Here is a 17,446-nt window from a genome sequence, read left to right as displayed (position 1 = left end):
CTCCCTTAGGCCGGCGGGAGGATCTCGTTGTTGCTCAGGCCGAAAACCGGGCTCAGAGGGCAGGGACGGTGATCAGGTGCGTGCTGATATTCTGCATCGGCCCACGGCGCTTCAGTTGTGTGGCTCAAGGGAATGGACCATCGGGGGAAACCGTGCCAAGAACAGACAGAAACAACAACGAGTGGCCGACTTGGATGAAAGTAGTCCAGTACACGCTGCTAGGGGCAGGGCTGGTGGCGACTCTTGCATTACCTATCTTTCTGCTTCATTTGGCAACAAATGCTCTTGCAGACAACAAATCGCTGGCGGATCAGTACAGCGCCTGGTCTTCAGCGCTAGTGGCACTTGGCCCCTCCCTCTACACGACAAGTCTTCTGGCCATGTTCAGTAGGCTGCCTCTGTTAGCACGTATCGGATTTAGCCTCATTGCCACCGCCCTAGCCGTTTACAGCTACGTTCAGTTGTGGCAGATCGGCAAGGATTTCTATATCCCCATGGTTTTGGGTATCGCAGGCGTTATTTACTGCGTTCTTGCCGACCTCTTCACTCCGGTTAGCCCGCTCAAGGCAAAGGCTTCCACGGCGGGTCTCTTCCCCACGTTGGTGACGTTGGCGGTCGCGTTCGTTTTCGCTGTCGTCCTCGGTGCGCGTGACAACCACGCCTCACGGAATCGGTGACGATTACAGCAGCCTACCTTCTTGATTCATGGTGAATCAGCAAGGTAGGCTGACAGCAGAAGAGGAGGTGTCGAATGATCACCATGGACAGCAATCTTGCTGCAATGCATCATGAGGCGCTGCAGCGTCAGGCTCGACAGCGGGTCGATTTGCTTGATGAGCTTCGGGCGGTTCGGAACGTCGCGAATCGGAACTTCAATCAGCGTGATATCGCCGAGATCCTTGTGACAAGCCAGGCCAAAGTCCACCGGTTGCTAAAGGCCATCGAACGCAGAGGCGGAGACCTGAGCCCCGATCCGGAGGAAGTGATCCTCCGCGCCTTCGCCTATGACACGTCCCGCGACAAACTTGTGGCTGATCTGAAAGCGTTCGCTTACTCCTTCGGCGAAGATGCACCATACCCGAACGAAGGTCGTGTGCCCGGGACGTGGGACCAAGTAGTGGTGGCCGTGGCCCAGGGTCTCCTCAGCGAAACCGAGTTCCAGGAGGTAAGGGCGGCAATTGGCCGTTGACCGGGACGACGTCCATTCCGCTCTTACCCAACTCTTTTCTCCAGGTGGTGCACTGGAAACGCCACCTTCAGAACTGGCCGTGTACTTCGATGACTTAGCTATAGCGCGCACCGCGAAGGCACACATGCGTCTTCAGGACGATGTGTCAACGGGCGGCCATGCGGTGGTAGTCACGGCTGGTCCGCCTGGTGCGGGAAAGTCGGAGGCAAGAGAGACGATGGCGCTTCAGAGGTATCGCGTCATCGACCCCGATGTGGCCAAAGATCTGCTCCTCAGGGATGCGGATGCCAATGGTCTGCTGGCATACAGGCACACTCACGTCCTGCCTGACGGAAAGCCCGTCGGCATACGGGAACTTGCCGCGCACATCCATTCAGCTTCTTCGCGGACCACGGATGTCGTACGGCGGTTGGCGTTGAGCGCAGGCGAGAACGTCGTCTTGGACGGAACCCTATCTTGGAGGCCACTCATCGATGTCTACATCAACGAGTTGTTCAGCGCAGGATACGAGGACCTGGAAGTAGTGAACGTTGAGGCTCCTCTGCATGTCGCAACTGAGCGCGCCAGAACACGATGGTGGCACGGGAGGCAACGTGATCTTGACCTCGGTGGGAGGTTCGTTGCCGAAAAGGTCATTCAGGGTTACTACGAAAATCACTCATGGCAATCTTCTTGCGCGGCCAACGCCTTGATTCTGGCCGAGCGCGCGGCAGACGAACTGGGTGCCGGTAAGCTAAGCCGGTTCGACGTAGATCCTGCAACAGGGGTTGTGACCTTGTCTTCTGAAACGGTTTTCAGGTAGCCATGCCACGGTCGATGTCGAACCAAAACCCCTGATGATTGCCAGAGACCGCAGAAGTTCGAACTCTGCAGCCATCGGGCATTTGCGGTGGGGCCTCCCTTATGCCGGCGGGAGCTCCAGCGTGTAGACCACCAGCTGCACCTTCGGCGCCGGGCGCTCCTTCTCACGCTCGGGCCGGCGGACGTACCCCAGCCTGCGGTAGAGGCGCTGCGAGTTTTCATTATCGACGGCGGTGTCCAGCACTACGCGCACCGCTCCCTGTGCGGCGGCCAAGCGGGCGGATTCGTCCAGGAGTTTCTGGCCAAGACCAGTCCTGCGCGCGTCCGGGTGCACAGCCAGCAACCGCAGCTCCACCTCGCCTTCCTCCGCCTGACGACTGAGGCGTGAACCAAAGGGGAGGAGGCTTGCCGTGCCCACCAGTCGCCCGGTTTCCAGGTCCTCGGCGACCAGCAGGAGTCCTTCGCGGGCCCGCGCCGCCGCGTCCAGCAAAAGCTCCAGCCGCAGTTCGTCCGGTTGACTGGCGCCCGGGAGGTGATGGCCGAAGCCTTCGTACGTCAGCCGCCCCACGGCGTCGTACTCTTCGGGGCGGGCCTGGCGGATCACGTGGGTGCCGGTGTCGACGGTCGGTGTGGTGGTCATGGTTGTCCTTTCGGCTGCGGATCGAGTCCCAGATGCGATTTCAAGGTGGTGCCTGCGTACTCAGTGCGCGCGAGGCCGCGTTCCTGGAGCAGCGGAATGACGCCCGTGGCGAAGCGCTCCAGGTCCTGGGGGAGGAGCGAGAACATGAGATTGAAGCCGTCGGCCGCGCCCTCAGCGTGCCATCGCTCCAGGGAGTCGGCCACGTGCTGCGGGGTGCCGATGAAGTCGAGGTTCCGCTTGTCGCCAGTGAGGATTGAGTAGAGGTCCTTGAGCGTGACCTCGTCTTCACGCCCGCTGATCTGTTCGCCGGCGGAACGGAAATCGGTCCGGGGCTGCGCGATGGTGAGGATGCCGGACTGGGCCACCGTGGCGTCCGCCCCAAGGCCTGTGAAGTCCAACTGGCCTGCGAAATACTCCTGCAGGAAATCCAGGACCTGCTGATCCGTGATGAGGCTGTCCAGTTCACGGATCCGTTCCAAGGCCTCGTCCCGGGTGTCTGCGACTATCGGCGAGATCGCTTGGTAGACGTAGATTTCGTCGGGATTCCGGCCGAAGGCCCTTGCCTGGGCCCTCACGGAATCGCGGTATTGCCTCGCCTGCGGAATGTCGGGATGGCTGGCGAAGAGGGCGTTGGCGAACCGGGCGCCCAACTGCTGTCCTGGCACCGAAGTGCCCGCCTGGGCCAGCAACGGAGAGTGCTGTGGGGAGGGGCCGATGTTGAGCGGACCTGCGACCTTGAAGAACTCGCCCTTGTAGTCCAGGCGGCGAAGTTTGTGGCGGTCGAAGAACCGGCCGTTGACCTTGTCATAGAGGAAAGCGTCGCTGTCCCAGGAATTCCAGAGGCCTTGGGTCACCTCAACGAACTCCTCAGCACGGCGGTAGCGGAGACTGTGGTCGAAGTGCTCATCGGCGCTGAAATTGCCCGCAGTGCTGTTGGTGAGGTCCCGGGTTGTGACAATGTTCCAACCGACGCGTCCGCCGCTGATGTGGTCCGCGGTGAGGGCAGCCCGGGCGAAATTGAAGGGCTCGTCATAGGACGTGGATGAGGTGGCGATGAGGCCGATATTTCTGGTGACTGCGCCAAGGGCCGTGACCAGGCCGATGGGGTCAAAGCGGTTGAGGATGCCCGGGTTGGACGTCTCATCGATCGCCAGGGAATCGCCCAGGAAGATCGCGTCGAATTTCGCGCCCTCGGCTGTCCGGGCGAGCTTTACCTGGTGCTCAAAGTCGATGCTGGCCTGCGGAAAGGCCGTTTCGTGCCGCCAGGAAGCCAAATGGATGCCGGTGCCTACGAGGTAGGCGAAGAAATGGATCTGCTGGCGTTCACGGGTGAGTGTCTGGTTCATGGCCTGTTCCTGGGTGCCGTGAGGGTGCCCGCTGTGTGGCGGGCACCCTAACGCGGCTACTTGGTCTTCTTGATGGCGTCTTCTTCGGCGGTCAGGACTTCCTGCAGCTTGGCAGCGGTCCAGTCAGCCTTGAACTGCAGGTTGCCGTCGTTGAGCTTGGTGACCGCAGCTTCGACCTCGGGCGTGTGATAGGCGTCCACGATCTTCTTCCAGGTGGGATCATCCTTGCGATCAGCCTTCACCACGAAGCCGTTGATGTACGGTGCCAGGGACTCAGAGTTGAGGTCTTCCTTGAAGATGATCTTGTCATCGCCAAGTCCGCCCTTCTGTGCCTGGGTGTTGTTAACAACCGCGGCTTCAGTGGTGCCCTTGAGCGCATTGACCGTCTGGTTGCTGTCCACCGGGACAACCTTGATCTTGCTCGACGTGATTTCGGCGGGTGTGGAGAGTGAGTTGCCGCCATCCTTGAGCTGCAGCAAGCCTGCTGTCTGAAGGTTGAGCAGGGCACGCGCCTGGTTGGTGGGGTTGTTGGGGATGGCAACCTCGGCGTCGGCCGGAAGCTCCTGCACAGACTTGAACTTCTCCGAGTACAGCGCCAGCGGGTAGACGGCAGTAGCTCCGACCGGGACCAGCGTGCCGTTGCTGTTCACGTTGAACTGCGACAAGTACTTCAGGTGCTGGAACAGGTTGATGTCCACCTGTCCCTGCTGGGTTGCCGTGTTGATCTGGGCGCCGTCGGTGAAGTTCTTAACTTCGAGGTCGATGCCTTGGTCCTTGAGCTTGTTCTTCAGGATGGTCCAGTGTTGTTCGGCGCCGTCGTCGACGCCGATAACCACCTTGGTGTTCGCAGAGGTCGTGGAACCGCTTGACGCACCTCCGCAGGCCGAGAGCGATAGGGCGGCGATGAGGCCGACGGCGGCGACTAACAAGCGGTTCTTCATGATGCTTCTCCGTACAAAGGGTCTGATGCGAATGGAAAGGTACGGGGTGTTCCCCCTGCCTCACGCTAGGCAGGGTGACCGGTGGGAATCGAACGCTTTCGCAACACTCCGACGCGCGCCGTCAAGGAAAGAAACCGCAGGTCACAGGGGGTCACTGGGTTCGATGAGCGCACCACGACGCTGCTGAAATGGGCATTCAAACAACCCAGAAGGAGGCTCCGGTGAGCGCGATCGTTTCCCTGCGCGGAGTCAGCAAGCTGTTCCCTGTCCAAGGAAGCAAACGCAGCCACCGCGCCGAACCAGTGCGTGCCGTTGATAGCGTCACCTTGGACATCGAAGAGGGCACGGTGGTAGGCATCGTCGGGTACTCCGGAGCCGGAAAATCCACTTTGGTGCGCCTGCTCAATGGCCTGGAACGTCCCACCGAAGGCCAGGTCTTCGTCAAGGGACAGGAAATCTCGTCCCTCCCCGAAAGCCGGCTGCGCACCGTCCGCAGCGGGATCGGCATGATCTTCCAGCAGTTCAACCTGCTCAAGTCCCGCACCGTCTACGGGAACGTCGCATATCCGTTGAAAGTGGCCGGCTGGCCCAAGGACAAGATCAAGCCCCGAGTGGATGAGCTCCTCGAATTCGTGGGCATCGCCGACAAAGCAGGCTCCTATCCCCGGCGACTGTCCGGCGGACAGCAGCAACGCGTGGGCATCGCCCGGGCGCTCGCCAACGCCCCGGACATCCTGCTCGCCGACGAGGCCACCAGCGCCCTGGATCCCGAAACCACCCGTGACGTACTCCGGCTGCTCCGCCGCATCAACAAAGAACTCGGAACCACCGTGGTTGTGATCACCCACGAAATGCACGTGGTCCGGGAAATCTGCGACACCGTGGTGATGATGGAATCGGGCCGTGTGGTGGAGTCCGGGCCCACCTATTCCGTTTTCGCCGATCCCCAGAGCAGCTCTACCCAGCGCTTCGTGGCCACGGCCGTGCACGGAACGCCGGAACCCGACACCGTCAGCCGCCTCTCCGCTGCGCACCCCGGGCTGCTGGTGTCCCTCGGCATCTCCGAAGCCGCCCCCACACCTCTGGTTGCGGCCACCTTCGAGCGCCACGGTGTCGGCTCCAGCGTGGTGTTCGGCGGCGTCACCGAAATCCAAAACAAGATCCTCGGCACACTCACGTACGAGCTCACCGGAAGTGGCGCATCCATTGACGCCGCCCTCGCCGAACTGGGCGAGGTCACCGCCGTCGAACGCCAACTTCCGACGGCGGCACCAGCCGAAAGTCTCGCGCCGCACCTTGCCAGCGTCGGAAAGGAAGCATGATGACCGACTGGACAACCCTCCTGCCCGTCCTGGGCGAATCCTTCCAACAGACCATCTACATGGTGGTCATCACGGTCCTGCTCAGCGGGCTGGCCGGACTGGTCCTCGGCGTGACTCTGTATGCGACGCGTCCCGGCAACCTGTTCGCAAACAAGGCCGTGTTCTCGGCCCTGAACTTCCTGGTCAACATCATCCGGCCCATTCCGTTCATCATCTTCATCACGGCAATCGCACCCCTGACGCTGATCATCATGGGTACCACCATTGGAACGACGGCGGCCATCCTGCCCATGGCGTTGATGGCCGGCGTCGTCATTGGTCGCGTGGTGGAGCAGAACCTTGTGGCCTCCGATCCCGGCGTGGTGGAAGCTGCCCGGGCCATAGGCGACAGCAGGCTGCACATCCTGTGGGCCGTGGTGATTCCCGAGTCGTTGGCGCCGCTGATCCTGGGCTACACGTTCATGATCATCGCGATCGTAGACATGTCGGCCATGGCCGGGTACATCGGTGGTGGCGGGCTCGGCAACTTCGCCATCATGTACGGCTATCAGCAGTTCAACTGGGAAGTCACGCTGGTGACCGTCCTGATCATCATCGTCATGGTGCAGGCCGCGCAGTTGCTGGGCAACTTCCTGGCCCAACGCATCCTTCGCCGCTAACGTCTTTGGAGACTTTCTAATGCCTATCGAATTCCTCGGCATGGGCGCCGGCAACGATTCCACAGAGACTTCGCCTGCCACCACGCCCTTCTTCGATCCCTCTTATGCTGCGAAGATTGCGCGGATCCACGAAGAGAACAACTGGGACCACGTCCTGTTCGCCTACAACTCCGCCACACAGGATCCATCCGTCCATGCCACGTGGGTTGCCGCCAATACCGAGCGGATCCAACTGCGGTTGGCGCACCGGCCCAATGTTTCGCACCCGACGTTCGCCGCGCGGTCCTTCCTGTCCTTGGACCACATTGCCCAGGGCCGGCTCACAGTCCACTTCATCACCGGCGGCAGCCAAGCGGATCAGGCACGGGAGGGAGACTTCGTTGCCAAGGATGCCCGGTACGGCCGCACGCAGGAGTACATGCAGATTGTGCGCCGGGCGTGGTCGGGAGGCTCATTCGACTGGAACGGAGAGCACTACCAGTTCACGGACTTCGCTTCGGGGTTGGCACCCTTCAACGGGAAACGACCGGGAATCTCCTTTGGTGGATCCTCCGAGGCAGCTTGGTCCGTGGGTGCAGCTGAGGCCGATATCTACGCCCTGTTTGGGGAACCCCTTGCCGATGCCGCGGGGCAGCAGGAGCAGATCCTTTCACGGGCCGCTGCCCTGGGGCGGACTGATCCGTTGCGCTGGCAGATTGCCTTCAGGCCGATTGTCGCGGCAACCGATGAACTCGCATGGGAGAAGGCACACGCCATCCTGGGAAGGTTCCAGGCCCGGCGTTCCGCGGGCGAGGTCATCGACCCCGTCCGGCACTACACTGCGAAGGCTGAAGCCGCCGGAACCCAACGGCTGCTGGCCGCCGCTGAACGCGGCGACCTCCACGACCGCGCCCTCTGGACCGCGCTCGCCAAGGCGGCCGGTGGCGGTGGAGGAAGCGCGACGGCGTTGGTCGGCTCCTACGACACCGTCACCCAAGCGATCCTTGACTATCACGAGCTGGGATTCGAGATCTTCGGACTCCGCGGGTACGACTTTGTCCCGGACGCCATCGAGTTCGGACAACGCGTGATCCCGCAGTTGAAGCAGGAAGTGGCGCACCGGGAGCGTTCGGTTGCTCCCGAAGCCTTCCGCGCGGCCCACGCCGACGCCCGCGCCCGCCTCCTCCGCCACTGACCCTCGCTCACGTTCCACCCCTTTGGGGCGGTCGCTCTCTCACGTTCCGCCCCTTTGGGGCGGTCGCTCTCTCACGTTCCGTTGTCACAGGTCCCAGGAGTTCGGTTACCCGGGGGATGGGATGCTGCATCCTGTTGGGCGTCGCGCTTCTGGCGGGCGGACTGGACTGGCTCCGCGAGGTGCGGCGGCCCGCAAACGAAAGTGCCGTCGTCGTGATTCCCAGCAAGGAGAGCACGACGACGGCAACGGAACCGGCCGTAGCCGGTCCGGTAACGCCAGGCACGACGGCGGGTGGCAGCCAGCGCCCGGAAGTCACCGAGTCGGTGGACGCCTAAGCAGTTTCAGCCGGCGGTGCGGTGGGGCCGGTGGTGGGTACGCCGGCGTCGCGCAGGGCGGGGAAACCGCCGTCGACGTGCACGGCATGGTCGTAGCCCAGCACCTTGAGCTTCTCCGCGACCGGACGTGAGCCGTTCACGGAACCGCAGAAAACCACAATCTTCTGCTCGGTCCCGGTCACCTGGGGAAGGCGATGGGTGGACTCCGGATTGAAGTCCTCCTCGACGTGCTCGCGGTTGACAACTACGGCTCCGGGGACGGCGCCGGTGCTGGCACGACCACCCTCACTGCGGACATCGATCAGCAGTGCGCCCTGCTCAATGAGCTTGGCCGCTTCGGCAGCCGTGACCAGCTGCGCGTCTTCCTGGACTGTGGTCTCCGGGGCTGTGGTTTCGATGGACATATGTGCTCCTTTGTTGGTGAGTGGAAATCGAAAAAGCTAAAGGCCCCAGGCCTCGGCGAGCAACTGGTAGGAGTTCACCCGGTCTGCGGGGTCGTGGGCGATGGTGGTGATCAGCAGTTCCTGCGCGCCCGTGACGCGCTGCAGCGTCAGGAGATGCTCCCTGACCTGATGCGGATCCCCGACGAACCTGGTGTCCAACCGGTCTTTGACCAAGGCCAGGGCTTCGGCGTCCAAACTCCGTTCCAAGGCGTCTTCCGGCGAAGGGTAGGGGATAGCACCCTGGCCGCTACGGATTCCATGAACCCATTGCCCAAAACCGCGGGCGAGCCGCTGTGCCTGACGTTCGTCGGCGGCCACCAGCACGTCTGCTGAGACGATCACATGGGGTGCCTGCAAAGTGACGGATGGCTCAAAATGGGTGCGGTACTCGGCGATGGAGTCCAGCACGCCGGCAGGTGCCACGTGGTAATTGGCGCCGAAGGGAAGCCCGAGCTTTCCGGCCAGCCGGGCACTGGGGCCGGCAGTGGAACCGTGAATCCAGAACTGGGGTGACTCACCCAGAGCCGGCGTCGCGGTGACCTCCTCCCCGTGCTGCGTCCGGTATTCCCCGCTGAAGAATCCGATGATGTCCTGGATGTCGTTTTCGAAGTTGTCCGTGTCGCCTGGGAATCGGCCCAGCAGTTCACTCTGAAGCCGGAATTTCCGCGGCAAAACGGCGCCGAAGATCGGGCGGGCCGCAGGGATCAACAGCCCGTCCACTACTCGGTCTGTCGCCTCGGCCGAGGCGACAGGCGGCACCACGCCCGGAGCGGGGTCGCTTGAGGACTTTGGCGGGCCGGAGCGTCCGAAACCCAGATCCAGGCGGTCGGGGAACACTGCGGCGAGCGTCCCGATGCTCTCGGCAATTTGGAGTGGCCGGTAATTCCCCAGCAGGGTGGCTGCAGTCCCCACCCGGATGGTCTTAGTGGCTGACGCTACTAATCCGGCCAGGACATGCGGGGCCGAGCCTGCAACCCCAGTGTTGAGGTGATGCTCGGCCAGCCAGTACCGCGAATAACCGGAAGCCTCGGCAGCAGCGGCAAGGCCCAGCGTGCTGCGCAACGCCTCGCCGGGTGTCTGCCCGGCGGACACCGGGCTGAGGTCTAGGACGGACAGGGGAGTGACTGAGGGCTTCGGCATGGCACGACACTACGGAGGCCCGTGTCTGCGCCCAAGCTGCGCCGTCACCGCGCTCAACTGGAGTCAATGTTGCTCAACGGGGCGCAATCCACCGTCACATGGGAGGCCGGGTGGGATGTGAGTAGGCGTCGGGTTGAAGGGGGTGGGATGTGAGTGAGGGTTGGGGTGAAGGGGGTGGGATGTGAGTGAGGGTTGGGGTGAAGGGGGTGGGATGTGAGTGAGGGTTGGGGTGGCCACAAAAGTGAACATCAAGAAACGAAAACTCACAGTTATTTCCTGTCACACCCTTGACCGCTTAATTGAAACGCTGATAAACCTTGATGTCGGAAAGCGTTTTCACTCACGGCAAACCCCCGCCACTCGCATAGGAGTGGCCGGTCGATCCAATTAGTGAAACGTTCCAAACCGCGAGGGTGCAGACCAACTGCACCCCGGCATCAAAGGAGATGTTCTTTGGTTTACCCTTCGAAATGTTCCCCGAACTCCCGACGCACACCACTTCTCCCTCTGGCAATCACAGCGACCCTGGCGGCAGCTGCCCTGGCCTTCACCGGAGTTCCCCTTGCCCATGCAGCGCTACCCGCAGCGTCCCGGAGTGTACAAGGCAACCAGTCCGCCGTCGTCAACGCCGCGAAGGACCAGGCGCTCAAGCGCCAGGTGGAAAACCTGGACCGCGCGCCCGTGGCCCTCCTGACTGATCCGGGCGTGACCGTGAGTTGGCGCATGCTGGGCCTGGACAAGGACAGCATCGGCTTCCAGGTGCTTCGCGACGGTGTCAACATCACCCCGGAGCCGATCCGCAACTCAACCTTCTTCGTGGACCCGCAAGGAACCGCAACCTCCAGCTACGTGATCAAGACGGTCGGCAACGGGCAGGGCCAGGACAAGCTGACCGACGCCGTGAAGCCGCTCGCGCAAAACTACCTGGCCATCAAGCTGGACAAGCCTGCCGACGGCGTTACCCCGGATGGCAAGCCGTACACCTACTCCGCCAATGACGCGACGGTGGCGGACCTGGACGGAGACGGTAAGTACGAAGTCATCCAGACCTGGTCCCCTTCCAACGCCAAGGACAACTCCCAGTCCGGCTACACGGGCAACGTCTACGTTGATGCCTACAAACTCGACGGCACCAAGCTCTGGCGCATCGACCTCGGCCACAACATCCGCGCCGGCGCGCACTACACCCAGGTGCTGGCGTACGACTTCGACGGCGACGGAAAGGCAGAGGTTTCGTTCAAAACCGCGGATGGCACCAAGGATGCGGCCGGCACCGTGATTGGAAACGCCGACGCCGACTTCCGCAACAGCGCCGGTTATGTCCTGTCCGGTCCGGAATTCCTCACTGTCTTCAAGGGTGAAACGGGCACCATCATGGACACAGTGGCTTACGAGCCTGAGCGCGGATCGGTGGCCAGTTGGGGCGACAACTACGGCAACCGCGTGGACCGCTTCCTCGCTGCAGTGGCCTACCTCGATGGCCAGCACCCATCCATGATGTTCAGCCGTGGTTACTACACGCGCACGGTGCTGGTGACCTACGACTTGGTCAACGGCAAGCTTCAAAAGCGTTGGACGTTCGACTCCAACCAGGCGGGTGACGAATATAAGGGCCAGGGCAACCACAACTTGTCTGTTGCAGACGTTGACCAGGACGGTAAGGACGAGTTCGTGTTCGGCTCCATGACCATCGATGACGATGGGAAGCCGCTGTACAACACCAAGCTCGGCCACGGCGATGCCATCCACACCGGCGACCTTGATCCGTCCAGGCCCGGCTTGGAGACCTTCGCCGTCCACGAAAGCATGAGCCAGAGCGGCAACCGCGGCGCAACGTTCCGCGATGCCGCCACGGGTGAGGTGCTGTGGAGCATTCCGGCCATTAAGGACACTGGCCGCGGCGCTGCTGGTGACATCGATCCACGGTATGAAGGCGCGGAGGGCTGGGCTGTGGGCGGTTCCGCTGCCTGGAATTCGCCGGTGGGTCAGCTGATGTCCGCAAAGGGTGAGCTGATCGCGGAGAACATCCCGGCCGCGAACTTCCTGGCCTGGTGGGATGGCGACCTGCTGCGTGAGATCGTGGACCACGATTACGACGCCACTGTATCCCGTGGTGTGCCGACCATCTCCAAGTGGAACTGGGAAACGGAAACCAGTGACCGGCTCCTGACCGCTGAGGGTGCCCGCAGCAACAACACCACCAAGGGGAACCCGTCCATCCAGGCTGACATCCTGGGCGACTGGCGCGAAGAGATCGCGTGGCCGTCCACGGACAGCTCCGAGCTGCGGATCTACACCACTACGGCTCCCACCGAGGTCCGTCTCCGGACCCTGATGCACGACACTGTGTACCGCACGGCGGTGGCCCGGGAGAACGTGGCGTACAACCAGCCGCCGCACCCGAGTTTCTTCATTGGTGAGGGCATGCAGGCTCCGGCGATGCCCGCCGTCGTCTACACCGGCAAGAAGTAGCCCACACAAACAAAACCGCCCGGGTCGTGTTGACCCGGGCGGCTTTTGGCGTCGGCGGACCTAGTGCTGTCCCGGCAGCCATCCGCTCTGCGGCGGTATGAATCCGGGACCGCGGTCTGCGTCGTCGTCGCCACGTTCCGCGGCGCTGCGGGTATCGCTTTCCGCGGTTCCGTCCGAGTCGCCGTCGTCGTCGGCCAACCCGTTCGTCTGGTCGAAGGGATGGGTGACGGGATCGACGATCGGCGTCGTGTCCGTTGCGCTGGTGTCATGCCCGACGGCGGTGGCCGCGGTTCCCGTGGCGGTCGCCGTAGTCGGGGCGCCGGTCGCCGGAGGGGCCGTGGTGGTCCCGGCAGTAGGCGCGGTTTCCGGTGCCTGCTTTTCGATGTGCTCCTTGAACTTCTTCAAGTCCGACTCCGCCTGCCTTTCAATAACGTGCAGCTTGTCACCCAGGAACTCCAGGACGCCATGGGGCTCGTATTCCAGCGACAAGTGCAGGGATGTCTGGCTGGGTCCGGCTTCTTTGAACTCCACCCAGCCCGCATTTTTGACGCCCTCGACGGCAGCCCATGCCACGGCGCGGTCTACGTCCTGCTGAACGATCTTTGCTTCCCACGTACGGTGGACGCCGGCGATTTCGGCGACCCATTCCAAACGGTCTTCGCCAAGCCGTGTCACCCGTTCGACTCCGCCCATGAACTGCGGGAACTCTTCAAACCGGGTCCACTGTCTGTAGGCCGTACTGATCGGAACGTTGACCATGATGGTCTTGTCCACTTTTGTGCTCACAATGTCCTCCTCCTGCTCGATTCGGTATTGATCAGCATGCTTACATTATCGGGCTTTTCGGAGGGGAATAACAGGCCCCGGCGGCAGGACCTAAGAGATCACGCGGCCGTTCTGGATCAGGTGTTCCAAATGCTCGGAGATGTCGGCAAGTACGGAGATGTCGGCCACCGGATCCGCGCCCAGGACCAGCATGTCCGCGTCCGCGCCAGGTGCGATCACGCCAAGTTCACCTTCGCGCTCAAGCAGCTGGGCCGCCGTCGTGGTTGCTGCGCGGATGGCGGCGATAGCCGGCTGGACCTTGCCCAGCAGCCTGAACTGTTCGTTCTGGTGGCGGTGCATCCCACCCAGGAGGTCCGAACCGAAGGCCATTTTCACGCCGGCCTCGTGGGCGCGGGCTATTGCCTCGAGGCCGCTGGTGAGCACCGAGTCCACCTTGGCCCACATTTCTTCCGTGAGCCCAAACTCCTTGCCCTCTTCCTTGAGCGCCCAGTAGGTGACCAGGGTGGGAACCAGGAAGGCGTCCTTTTCGAGGAACAATTTCAGGCTTTCGTCGTCCAGCAGGTTGCCGTGTTCGATCGAGCGGACACCAGCTTCCAGTGCGCGGTTGATGGCGCGGGCGGTGTACGCGTGCGCCGCCACATAGCGGTTTGCGGCCTGCGCTTCTTCCACGGCCGCGCGCATTTCCTCCATGGAGTACTGGGTGGAGTCGATGCGATCGGTGGGGGAGGAGACCCCGCCGGATGCCATGATCTTGATATGGTGGGCGCCCTTTCGGATCTCATCCCGGGCTGCGGCGCGGACGGCATCCACGCCGTCAGCCACGCGGCCTATGCCGCAGCACCCGCGACCATTGGGGTCATGGTCTTCGCCGGGGAGGCGCATGTCGCCGTGACCACCGGTCTGGCTCAACGCGTGGCCGCAGAAGTGGATCTTCGGACCCTCAAGAAGCCCTTCCTCCTGCGCCATCGCCAGGCCAAAATCGGCGCCGGAGAGGTCGCGGACGGTGGTAAAGCCGCGCTGCAGCATCTCTCCCATGATGCGGGCGGTCTGCGCATAGACATACGACGCCGGTGTATAGGTGAGGGAGCGGAAGTCGGCGCTGGAAGCCACCACGTGAACGTGGGCATCAATCAGGCCCGGGATGACGAACTTGCCGGTCCCATCGATGACCCGCGCACCTTCAGGAACCTCGGCATCAGGGCCGACGCTGCTGATCTTTCCGTCGACGCTGACGACGTCGGCCGTGGAGTAGGTGCCTGCGTCAACGTCCAGGACGCTGGCGTTGCGAATAACGAGTGGTGTGGTGTTCATATTAAACGGTGTCCTTCCCGGGGACTTCGACTTCGGTGGGATGGGCTTCAAAGGCCTGCACAAGTTCTGCTTGGTTCGTGGTGACGACGCCGACGGCGGTGTCCACACTTTGCTGCGTGTACTTGCCTTCAGCGTCGAGGAGGGCAAGGACGCCCACCACGTTGCTTTCCGGATCGAGGACCGGGATGTTGATCACGGCACCGCAGCCGAGTTGTTGGATGAGCGCGGAGTCGGCAAAGACTTCCTTCAGCGCGTCCAGGTCTGCCGCGAGGAACGGCTTCTTGTCCTCGATGACGGTTCCGAGCCACCCGGGGGAGATCTCAACTGTCTTTTCGCCGCCCACCGGATACTCTGCGGGGTGGCTTGTGAAGAGGCGCTTCAGGCTGGAGCGCTGGGGGATCCATTGAAGGGCGGTAAAAAGGACGACGCCTGGGTCCTGCTGCAGCGCATCGAAGGCCTGCTGGAAAGTAGTGTCCGATTCCATGAAGCTCATTTGGTGACCGTTCCTGCGTGGTTGTCTGGCGCTGCGTCATGCTCGGCGCGGGCGTTGATGTCCTCCAGGGATTTCCCTGCGGTGGAAGCTCCGAAGATCACGACACCCAGGACGCCGATGGTCAGCACCACCGTGGTCATGGTGAACACGCCGCCGAAGCCGAGCGAGGCTGCGAAGATGCCGATGATGGAAGGTGCCAGGATGCTGCCGATGCGGCCAACGGCACTGGCCAGGCCAACGCCCGTAGCGCGCATCCAGGTGGGGAAGAGCTCCGGGGTGTAGGCGTAGACGCCGGCGTAGGTGCCGTTGAGGAAGAAGGACAACGTTGCGGCGGCCAGCAGGATCATGCCGGAATCGTTGGACTGGCTCAGCCAGAAGGCACTGATGGCCGATCCTGCCAGATAAAGGGCGATGGTGTTTTTGCGGTCAATCCGATCGCACAACCAGGCTGCGGAGAAGTAGCCGGGGATCTGCGCAAGGTAGATCAGGATGGAGAACTCGAAGCTCTTGGTGACCGTGATGCCGCGGCCGACCAGCAGCGTGGGAATCCAGGAGAAGAAGCCATAGTAGGAGAACGTGATCACGAACCAAATCAGCCAGATCACCGCTGTCCGGCGGCGCATCGCCTTGGACCACATGAACGTCAGGGCATTCCAGACGCTGATCTTCTGCTCGTGCTTAGTGATCTCTTCAGTACCGGGTCCAAGGGGTGCGAGTTCCTTGCCAGTGGCTTTCACAACGCTCTGCTCAAAGCGTTCCACTACCGCCGTCGCCTCCGCGACGCGCCCCCGGCTGATCAGGAAGCGGGGTGATTCGGGCAGGCTCCGGCGCCACCAGAGCAGGAGAAGAATGGGGACTGCGGTGATGACCTGGGCCCAGCGCCAGCCATCCTCGCCCATGGGAACCACGAAGCGGCCAATCAATGCTGCGGCCACAAAGCCGAAGGAGAAGAAGCCGGCAAGGGTTCCAATGAACCAGCCGCGGCGCTTGGGGGGAATGAACTCGGAGAGGAACGGGGCGATGATCACGCTTTCCGCGCCTGCGCCGAGTCCTGCAAAGATCCGTGCAATCAGGAAGATTTCGAAGTTGGGGGCCATCGCCGCAATGATCGACATGAGGCAGTAGAAGGCCAATGCCCACAACATGACCTTCTTACGGCCGAATCGGTCACCCATCCAGCCCGACAGGATTGCCCCGAAGAAGAAGCCGAACGGGGCTGCCGAGCCGACCAATCCCAGGCTGGCCGTGCTGAGGCCCCAGAGTTCCTGGATGCGCGGGAGCAGGAAAGCGACCACTGCCCCGTCCATGCCGTCGAACGAATAGCCGAGGCCCCCGATAAGGAGAAGCTTGTAGTGTGGTCGACTGAGAGCCAGACGATCCAGGCGTGCTGTGAGAGACATGGTGATTCCTGCCAAAGTGGGCCAAGTTGTACATTTTGAGGAATATGCACAGGTCTGTGCAGAAGCGATGTATCGAAGTTACGGCCAAAGTGTGAGGTAGGTCAATAGGTGGAAGAAGATTTCGACTCGTCAACATTGACCGAGTGGCTGGACGATCGTGTCCAGGGGCGGAAGCTCGCGGCCCGGCAAATGCAGGTCATCGGCATCCTCCGGTCCCAGCCGCGGCTCGCCTCTTATGGCTCCGTCAGCGACATCGCCGCGGTTGCTGCTTCCAACGCCTCCACGGTGACCAGAACCGCGCAATCATTGGGATTCAAGGGTTGGGTGGATTTCCAATTCGAGCTCAGGTCGCGGTTCCTGGCATCACTTAGTGCCGTGGAAGTCGCGGCCGAACACAACGGCCACATCAGTAGTCCTGCACAGGCTGCGGTCTCCACGGACCGGGCCAATTTGGCGCACTTCGAGCGCACGCTGGATGCCAACACTGTTCATGAAATTGCGAAGTTGATCGCGGGGGCGCGGCAGACCTTCATCGTCGCGGCAGGCAGCTACGCCATTCCCGGCAAGGCCCTGGAGCACAACGCCATCATTGCCGGCTACAACGTTCGGCTCCTGGATGCCGACGTCGCCGCCCTCACCAACGCCATAGCCCGGCTCGGCGCCGAAGATCTGGTCATCGCGATCAGCCTGTGGCGGGTCTACGACAGCACCATGAGGGCCGTCGACATCGCCCACAACCTGGGCACGCCCATAGTTTCCATTACTGATAGCGCGGGATCACCGGTGGCGGTGCACGCGGACCACAGGATCGTGGTGCCCACCGAGGGTGCCGGGTTCTTTCCCTCCCTGACAGGTGCGGTGACCGCGGTCCAGGCGATCGCCGTCGAGCTGGCATCCCTGGACCGCGAACGGTCAAACCTCAACATCGCCGCGTCGGAGCGGACCTGGGACCAGATGCGGATCATGCATCCCAGGTCCAGCTCCTAGCAAGAAA

At 62.4% G+C, this 17,446-nt stretch carries 18 protein-coding genes; 9 read left to right on the top strand and 9 right to left on the bottom strand.

Annotation, left to right across the window (positions count from 1 at the left end):
* Positions 1-380 precede the first annotated feature (380 nt).
* The 3 genes from LRQ04_RS02975 to LRQ04_RS02965 all read left to right on the top strand — a co-directional run bounded on the left by LRQ04_RS02975 (position 381) and on the right by LRQ04_RS02965 (position 1,991).
* Positions 381-677, top strand: coding sequence for a hypothetical protein (locus tag LRQ04_RS02975; RefSeq protein ID WP_235517563.1), 297 nt, complete (start codon positions 381-383; stop codon positions 675-677).
* A 74-nt stretch (positions 678-751) separates the two neighbouring features.
* Positions 752-1,189, top strand: a complete 438-nt coding sequence (locus LRQ04_RS02970) for a hypothetical protein (protein WP_235517559.1) — start codon at positions 752-754, stop codon at positions 1,187-1,189.
* Between the two features lie 79 nt (positions 1,190-1,268).
* The gene (locus tag LRQ04_RS02965; RefSeq protein WP_235517558.1) at positions 1,269-1,991 is read left to right on the top strand and encodes a zeta toxin family protein; all 723 of its coding nucleotides are present in this window, start codon (positions 1,269-1,271) and stop codon (positions 1,989-1,991) included.
* A 99-nt stretch (positions 1,992-2,090) separates the two neighbouring features.
* Here the strand turns inward: LRQ04_RS02965 and LRQ04_RS02960 are convergent, their stop codons facing one another.
* Genes LRQ04_RS02960 through LRQ04_RS02950 form a run of 3 tightly spaced genes read right to left on the bottom strand, consistent with a single transcriptional unit; the run spans position 2,091 to position 4,917 of the window.
* Entirely contained in the window at positions 2,091-2,630 is a 540-nt protein-coding gene (locus tag LRQ04_RS02960) for a GNAT family N-acetyltransferase (protein WP_235517556.1), read from the bottom strand.
* Positions 2,627-3,976: an LLM class flavin-dependent oxidoreductase gene (locus tag LRQ04_RS02955; RefSeq protein WP_235517554.1), complete on the bottom strand. Its 1,350-nt coding sequence runs from the start codon at positions 3,974-3,976 to the stop codon at positions 2,627-2,629. The genes LRQ04_RS02960 and LRQ04_RS02955 overlap by 4 nt, the downstream gene beginning before the upstream one ends.
* Before the next feature lie 56 nt (positions 3,977-4,032).
* Entirely contained in the window at positions 4,033-4,917 is an 885-nt protein-coding gene (locus tag LRQ04_RS02950) for a MetQ/NlpA family ABC transporter substrate-binding protein (RefSeq protein WP_235517552.1), read from the bottom strand.
* A 188-nt stretch (positions 4,918-5,105) separates the two neighbouring features.
* Between LRQ04_RS02950 and LRQ04_RS02945 the strand changes: the two genes are divergently transcribed.
* The 4 genes from LRQ04_RS02945 to LRQ04_RS02930 all read left to right on the top strand — a co-directional run bounded on the left by LRQ04_RS02945 (position 5,106) and on the right by LRQ04_RS02930 (position 8,407).
* Positions 5,106-6,239 carry a methionine ABC transporter ATP-binding protein gene (locus LRQ04_RS02945; protein ID WP_235517545.1) on the top strand — a complete coding sequence of 378 codons (1,134 nt, stop codon included), beginning with the start codon at positions 5,106-5,108 and terminating at the stop codon, positions 6,237-6,239.
* Positions 6,239-6,898, top strand: a complete 660-nt coding sequence (locus LRQ04_RS02940) for a methionine ABC transporter permease (RefSeq protein WP_235517544.1) — start codon at positions 6,239-6,241, stop codon at positions 6,896-6,898. The genes LRQ04_RS02945 and LRQ04_RS02940 overlap by 1 nt, the downstream gene beginning before the upstream one ends.
* A gap of 19 nt (positions 6,899-6,917) precedes the next feature.
* Positions 6,918-8,072 carry an LLM class flavin-dependent oxidoreductase gene (locus tag LRQ04_RS02935; protein ID WP_235517543.1) on the top strand — a complete coding sequence of 385 codons (1,155 nt, stop codon included), beginning with the start codon at positions 6,918-6,920 and terminating at the stop codon, positions 8,070-8,072.
* Between the two features lie 134 nt (positions 8,073-8,206).
* Complete coding sequence (locus tag LRQ04_RS02930; protein ID WP_235517542.1) at positions 8,207-8,407, top strand: hypothetical protein; 201 nt, start codon at positions 8,207-8,209, stop codon at positions 8,405-8,407.
* Here the strand turns inward: LRQ04_RS02930 and LRQ04_RS02925 are convergent.
* On the bottom strand, positions 8,404-8,811 hold the full coding sequence (locus LRQ04_RS02925; RefSeq protein ID WP_235517541.1) for a rhodanese-like domain-containing protein: 408 nt from the start codon (positions 8,809-8,811) through the stop codon (positions 8,404-8,406). The two genes, LRQ04_RS02930 and LRQ04_RS02925, sit on opposite strands and share 4 nt — an antisense overlap.
* A 36-nt stretch (positions 8,812-8,847) precedes the next feature.
* On the bottom strand, positions 8,848-9,990 hold the full coding sequence (locus LRQ04_RS02920; protein WP_235517539.1) for an LLM class flavin-dependent oxidoreductase: 1,143 nt from the start codon (positions 9,988-9,990) through the stop codon (positions 8,848-8,850).
* A 453-nt stretch (positions 9,991-10,443) separates the two neighbouring features.
* On the opposite strand from LRQ04_RS02920, the gene LRQ04_RS02915 reads away from it, so the two are divergent.
* Positions 10,444-12,462 (top strand): rhamnogalacturonan lyase, encoded by a 2,019-nt coding sequence (locus tag LRQ04_RS02915; RefSeq protein ID WP_255773708.1) that lies wholly within the window; start codon positions 10,444-10,446, stop codon positions 12,460-12,462.
* Between the two features lie 60 nt (positions 12,463-12,522).
* Here LRQ04_RS02915 and LRQ04_RS02910 read toward each other — a convergent pair whose 3' ends face one another.
* The 4 genes from LRQ04_RS02910 to LRQ04_RS02895 form a co-directional block, all read right to left on the bottom strand.
* Complete coding sequence (locus LRQ04_RS02910) at positions 12,523-13,248, bottom strand: SRPBCC family protein (protein WP_235517538.1); 726 nt, start codon at positions 13,246-13,248, stop codon at positions 12,523-12,525.
* A gap of 90 nt (positions 13,249-13,338) precedes the next feature.
* The gene (locus LRQ04_RS02905; protein ID WP_235517535.1) at positions 13,339-14,559 is read right to left on the bottom strand and encodes an amidohydrolase family protein; all 1,221 of its coding nucleotides are present in this window, start codon (positions 14,557-14,559) and stop codon (positions 13,339-13,341) included.
* Position 14,560: 1 nt separating this feature from the next.
* Positions 14,561-15,052: a GAF domain-containing protein gene (locus LRQ04_RS02900; protein ID WP_235517533.1), complete on the bottom strand. Its 492-nt coding sequence runs from the start codon at positions 15,050-15,052 to the stop codon at positions 14,561-14,563.
* Positions 15,049-16,452: an MFS transporter gene (locus LRQ04_RS02895; protein WP_235517531.1), complete on the bottom strand. Its 1,404-nt coding sequence runs from the start codon at positions 16,450-16,452 to the stop codon at positions 15,049-15,051. The genes LRQ04_RS02900 and LRQ04_RS02895 overlap by 4 nt, the downstream gene beginning before the upstream one ends.
* A 108-nt stretch (positions 16,453-16,560) precedes the next feature.
* On the opposite strand from LRQ04_RS02895, the gene LRQ04_RS02890 reads away from it, so the two are divergent.
* Positions 16,561-17,439 (top strand): MurR/RpiR family transcriptional regulator, encoded by an 879-nt coding sequence (locus LRQ04_RS02890; protein WP_235517530.1) that lies wholly within the window; start codon positions 16,561-16,563, stop codon positions 17,437-17,439.
* Positions 17,440-17,446 lie beyond the last annotated feature (7 nt).

The organism is Paenarthrobacter sp. AR 02, from assembly GCF_021538675.1.
GTDB lineage: Bacteria > Actinomycetota > Actinomycetes > Actinomycetales > Micrococcaceae > Arthrobacter.
Note: the sequence above shows the minus strand (reverse complement) of the source record. Positions and strands in the feature narration are given on the sequence as shown.

Coding starts and splice junctions, on each gene's coding strand:
- LRQ04_RS02975 (WP_235517563.1), top strand. CDS start 381: ATGTTCAGTAGGCTGCCTCTGTTAGCACGTATCGGATTTAGCCTCATT.
- LRQ04_RS02970 (WP_235517559.1), top strand. CDS start 752: ATGATCACCATGGACAGCAATCTTGCTGCAATGCATCATGAGGCGCTG.
- LRQ04_RS02960 (WP_235517556.1), bottom strand. CDS start 2,630: ATGACCACCACACCGACCGTCGACACCGGCACCCACGTGATCCGCCAG.
- LRQ04_RS02955 (WP_235517554.1), bottom strand. CDS start 3,976: ATGAACCAGACACTCACCCGTGAACGCCAGCAGATCCATTTCTTCGCC.
- LRQ04_RS02950 (WP_235517552.1), bottom strand. CDS start 4,917: ATGAAGAACCGCTTGTTAGTCGCCGCCGTCGGCCTCATCGCCGCCCTA.
- LRQ04_RS02945 (WP_235517545.1), top strand. CDS start 5,106: ATGGGCATTCAAACAACCCAGAAGGAGGCTCCGGTGAGCGCGATCGTT.
- LRQ04_RS02940 (WP_235517544.1), top strand. CDS start 6,239: ATGACCGACTGGACAACCCTCCTGCCCGTCCTGGGCGAATCCTTCCAA.
- LRQ04_RS02935 (WP_235517543.1), top strand. CDS start 6,918: ATGCCTATCGAATTCCTCGGCATGGGCGCCGGCAACGATTCCACAGAG.
- LRQ04_RS02925 (WP_235517541.1), bottom strand. CDS start 8,811: ATGTCCATCGAAACCACAGCCCCGGAGACCACAGTCCAGGAAGACGCG.
- LRQ04_RS02920 (WP_235517539.1), bottom strand. CDS start 9,990: ATGCCGAAGCCCTCAGTCACTCCCCTGTCCGTCCTAGACCTCAGCCCG.
- LRQ04_RS02905 (WP_235517535.1), bottom strand. CDS start 14,559: ATGAACACCACACCACTCGTTATTCGCAACGCCAGCGTCCTGGACGTT.
- LRQ04_RS02900 (WP_235517533.1), bottom strand. CDS start 15,052: ATGAGCTTCATGGAATCGGACACTACTTTCCAGCAGGCCTTCGATGCG.
- LRQ04_RS02895 (WP_235517531.1), bottom strand. CDS start 16,452: ATGTCTCTCACAGCACGCCTGGATCGTCTGGCTCTCAGTCGACCACAC.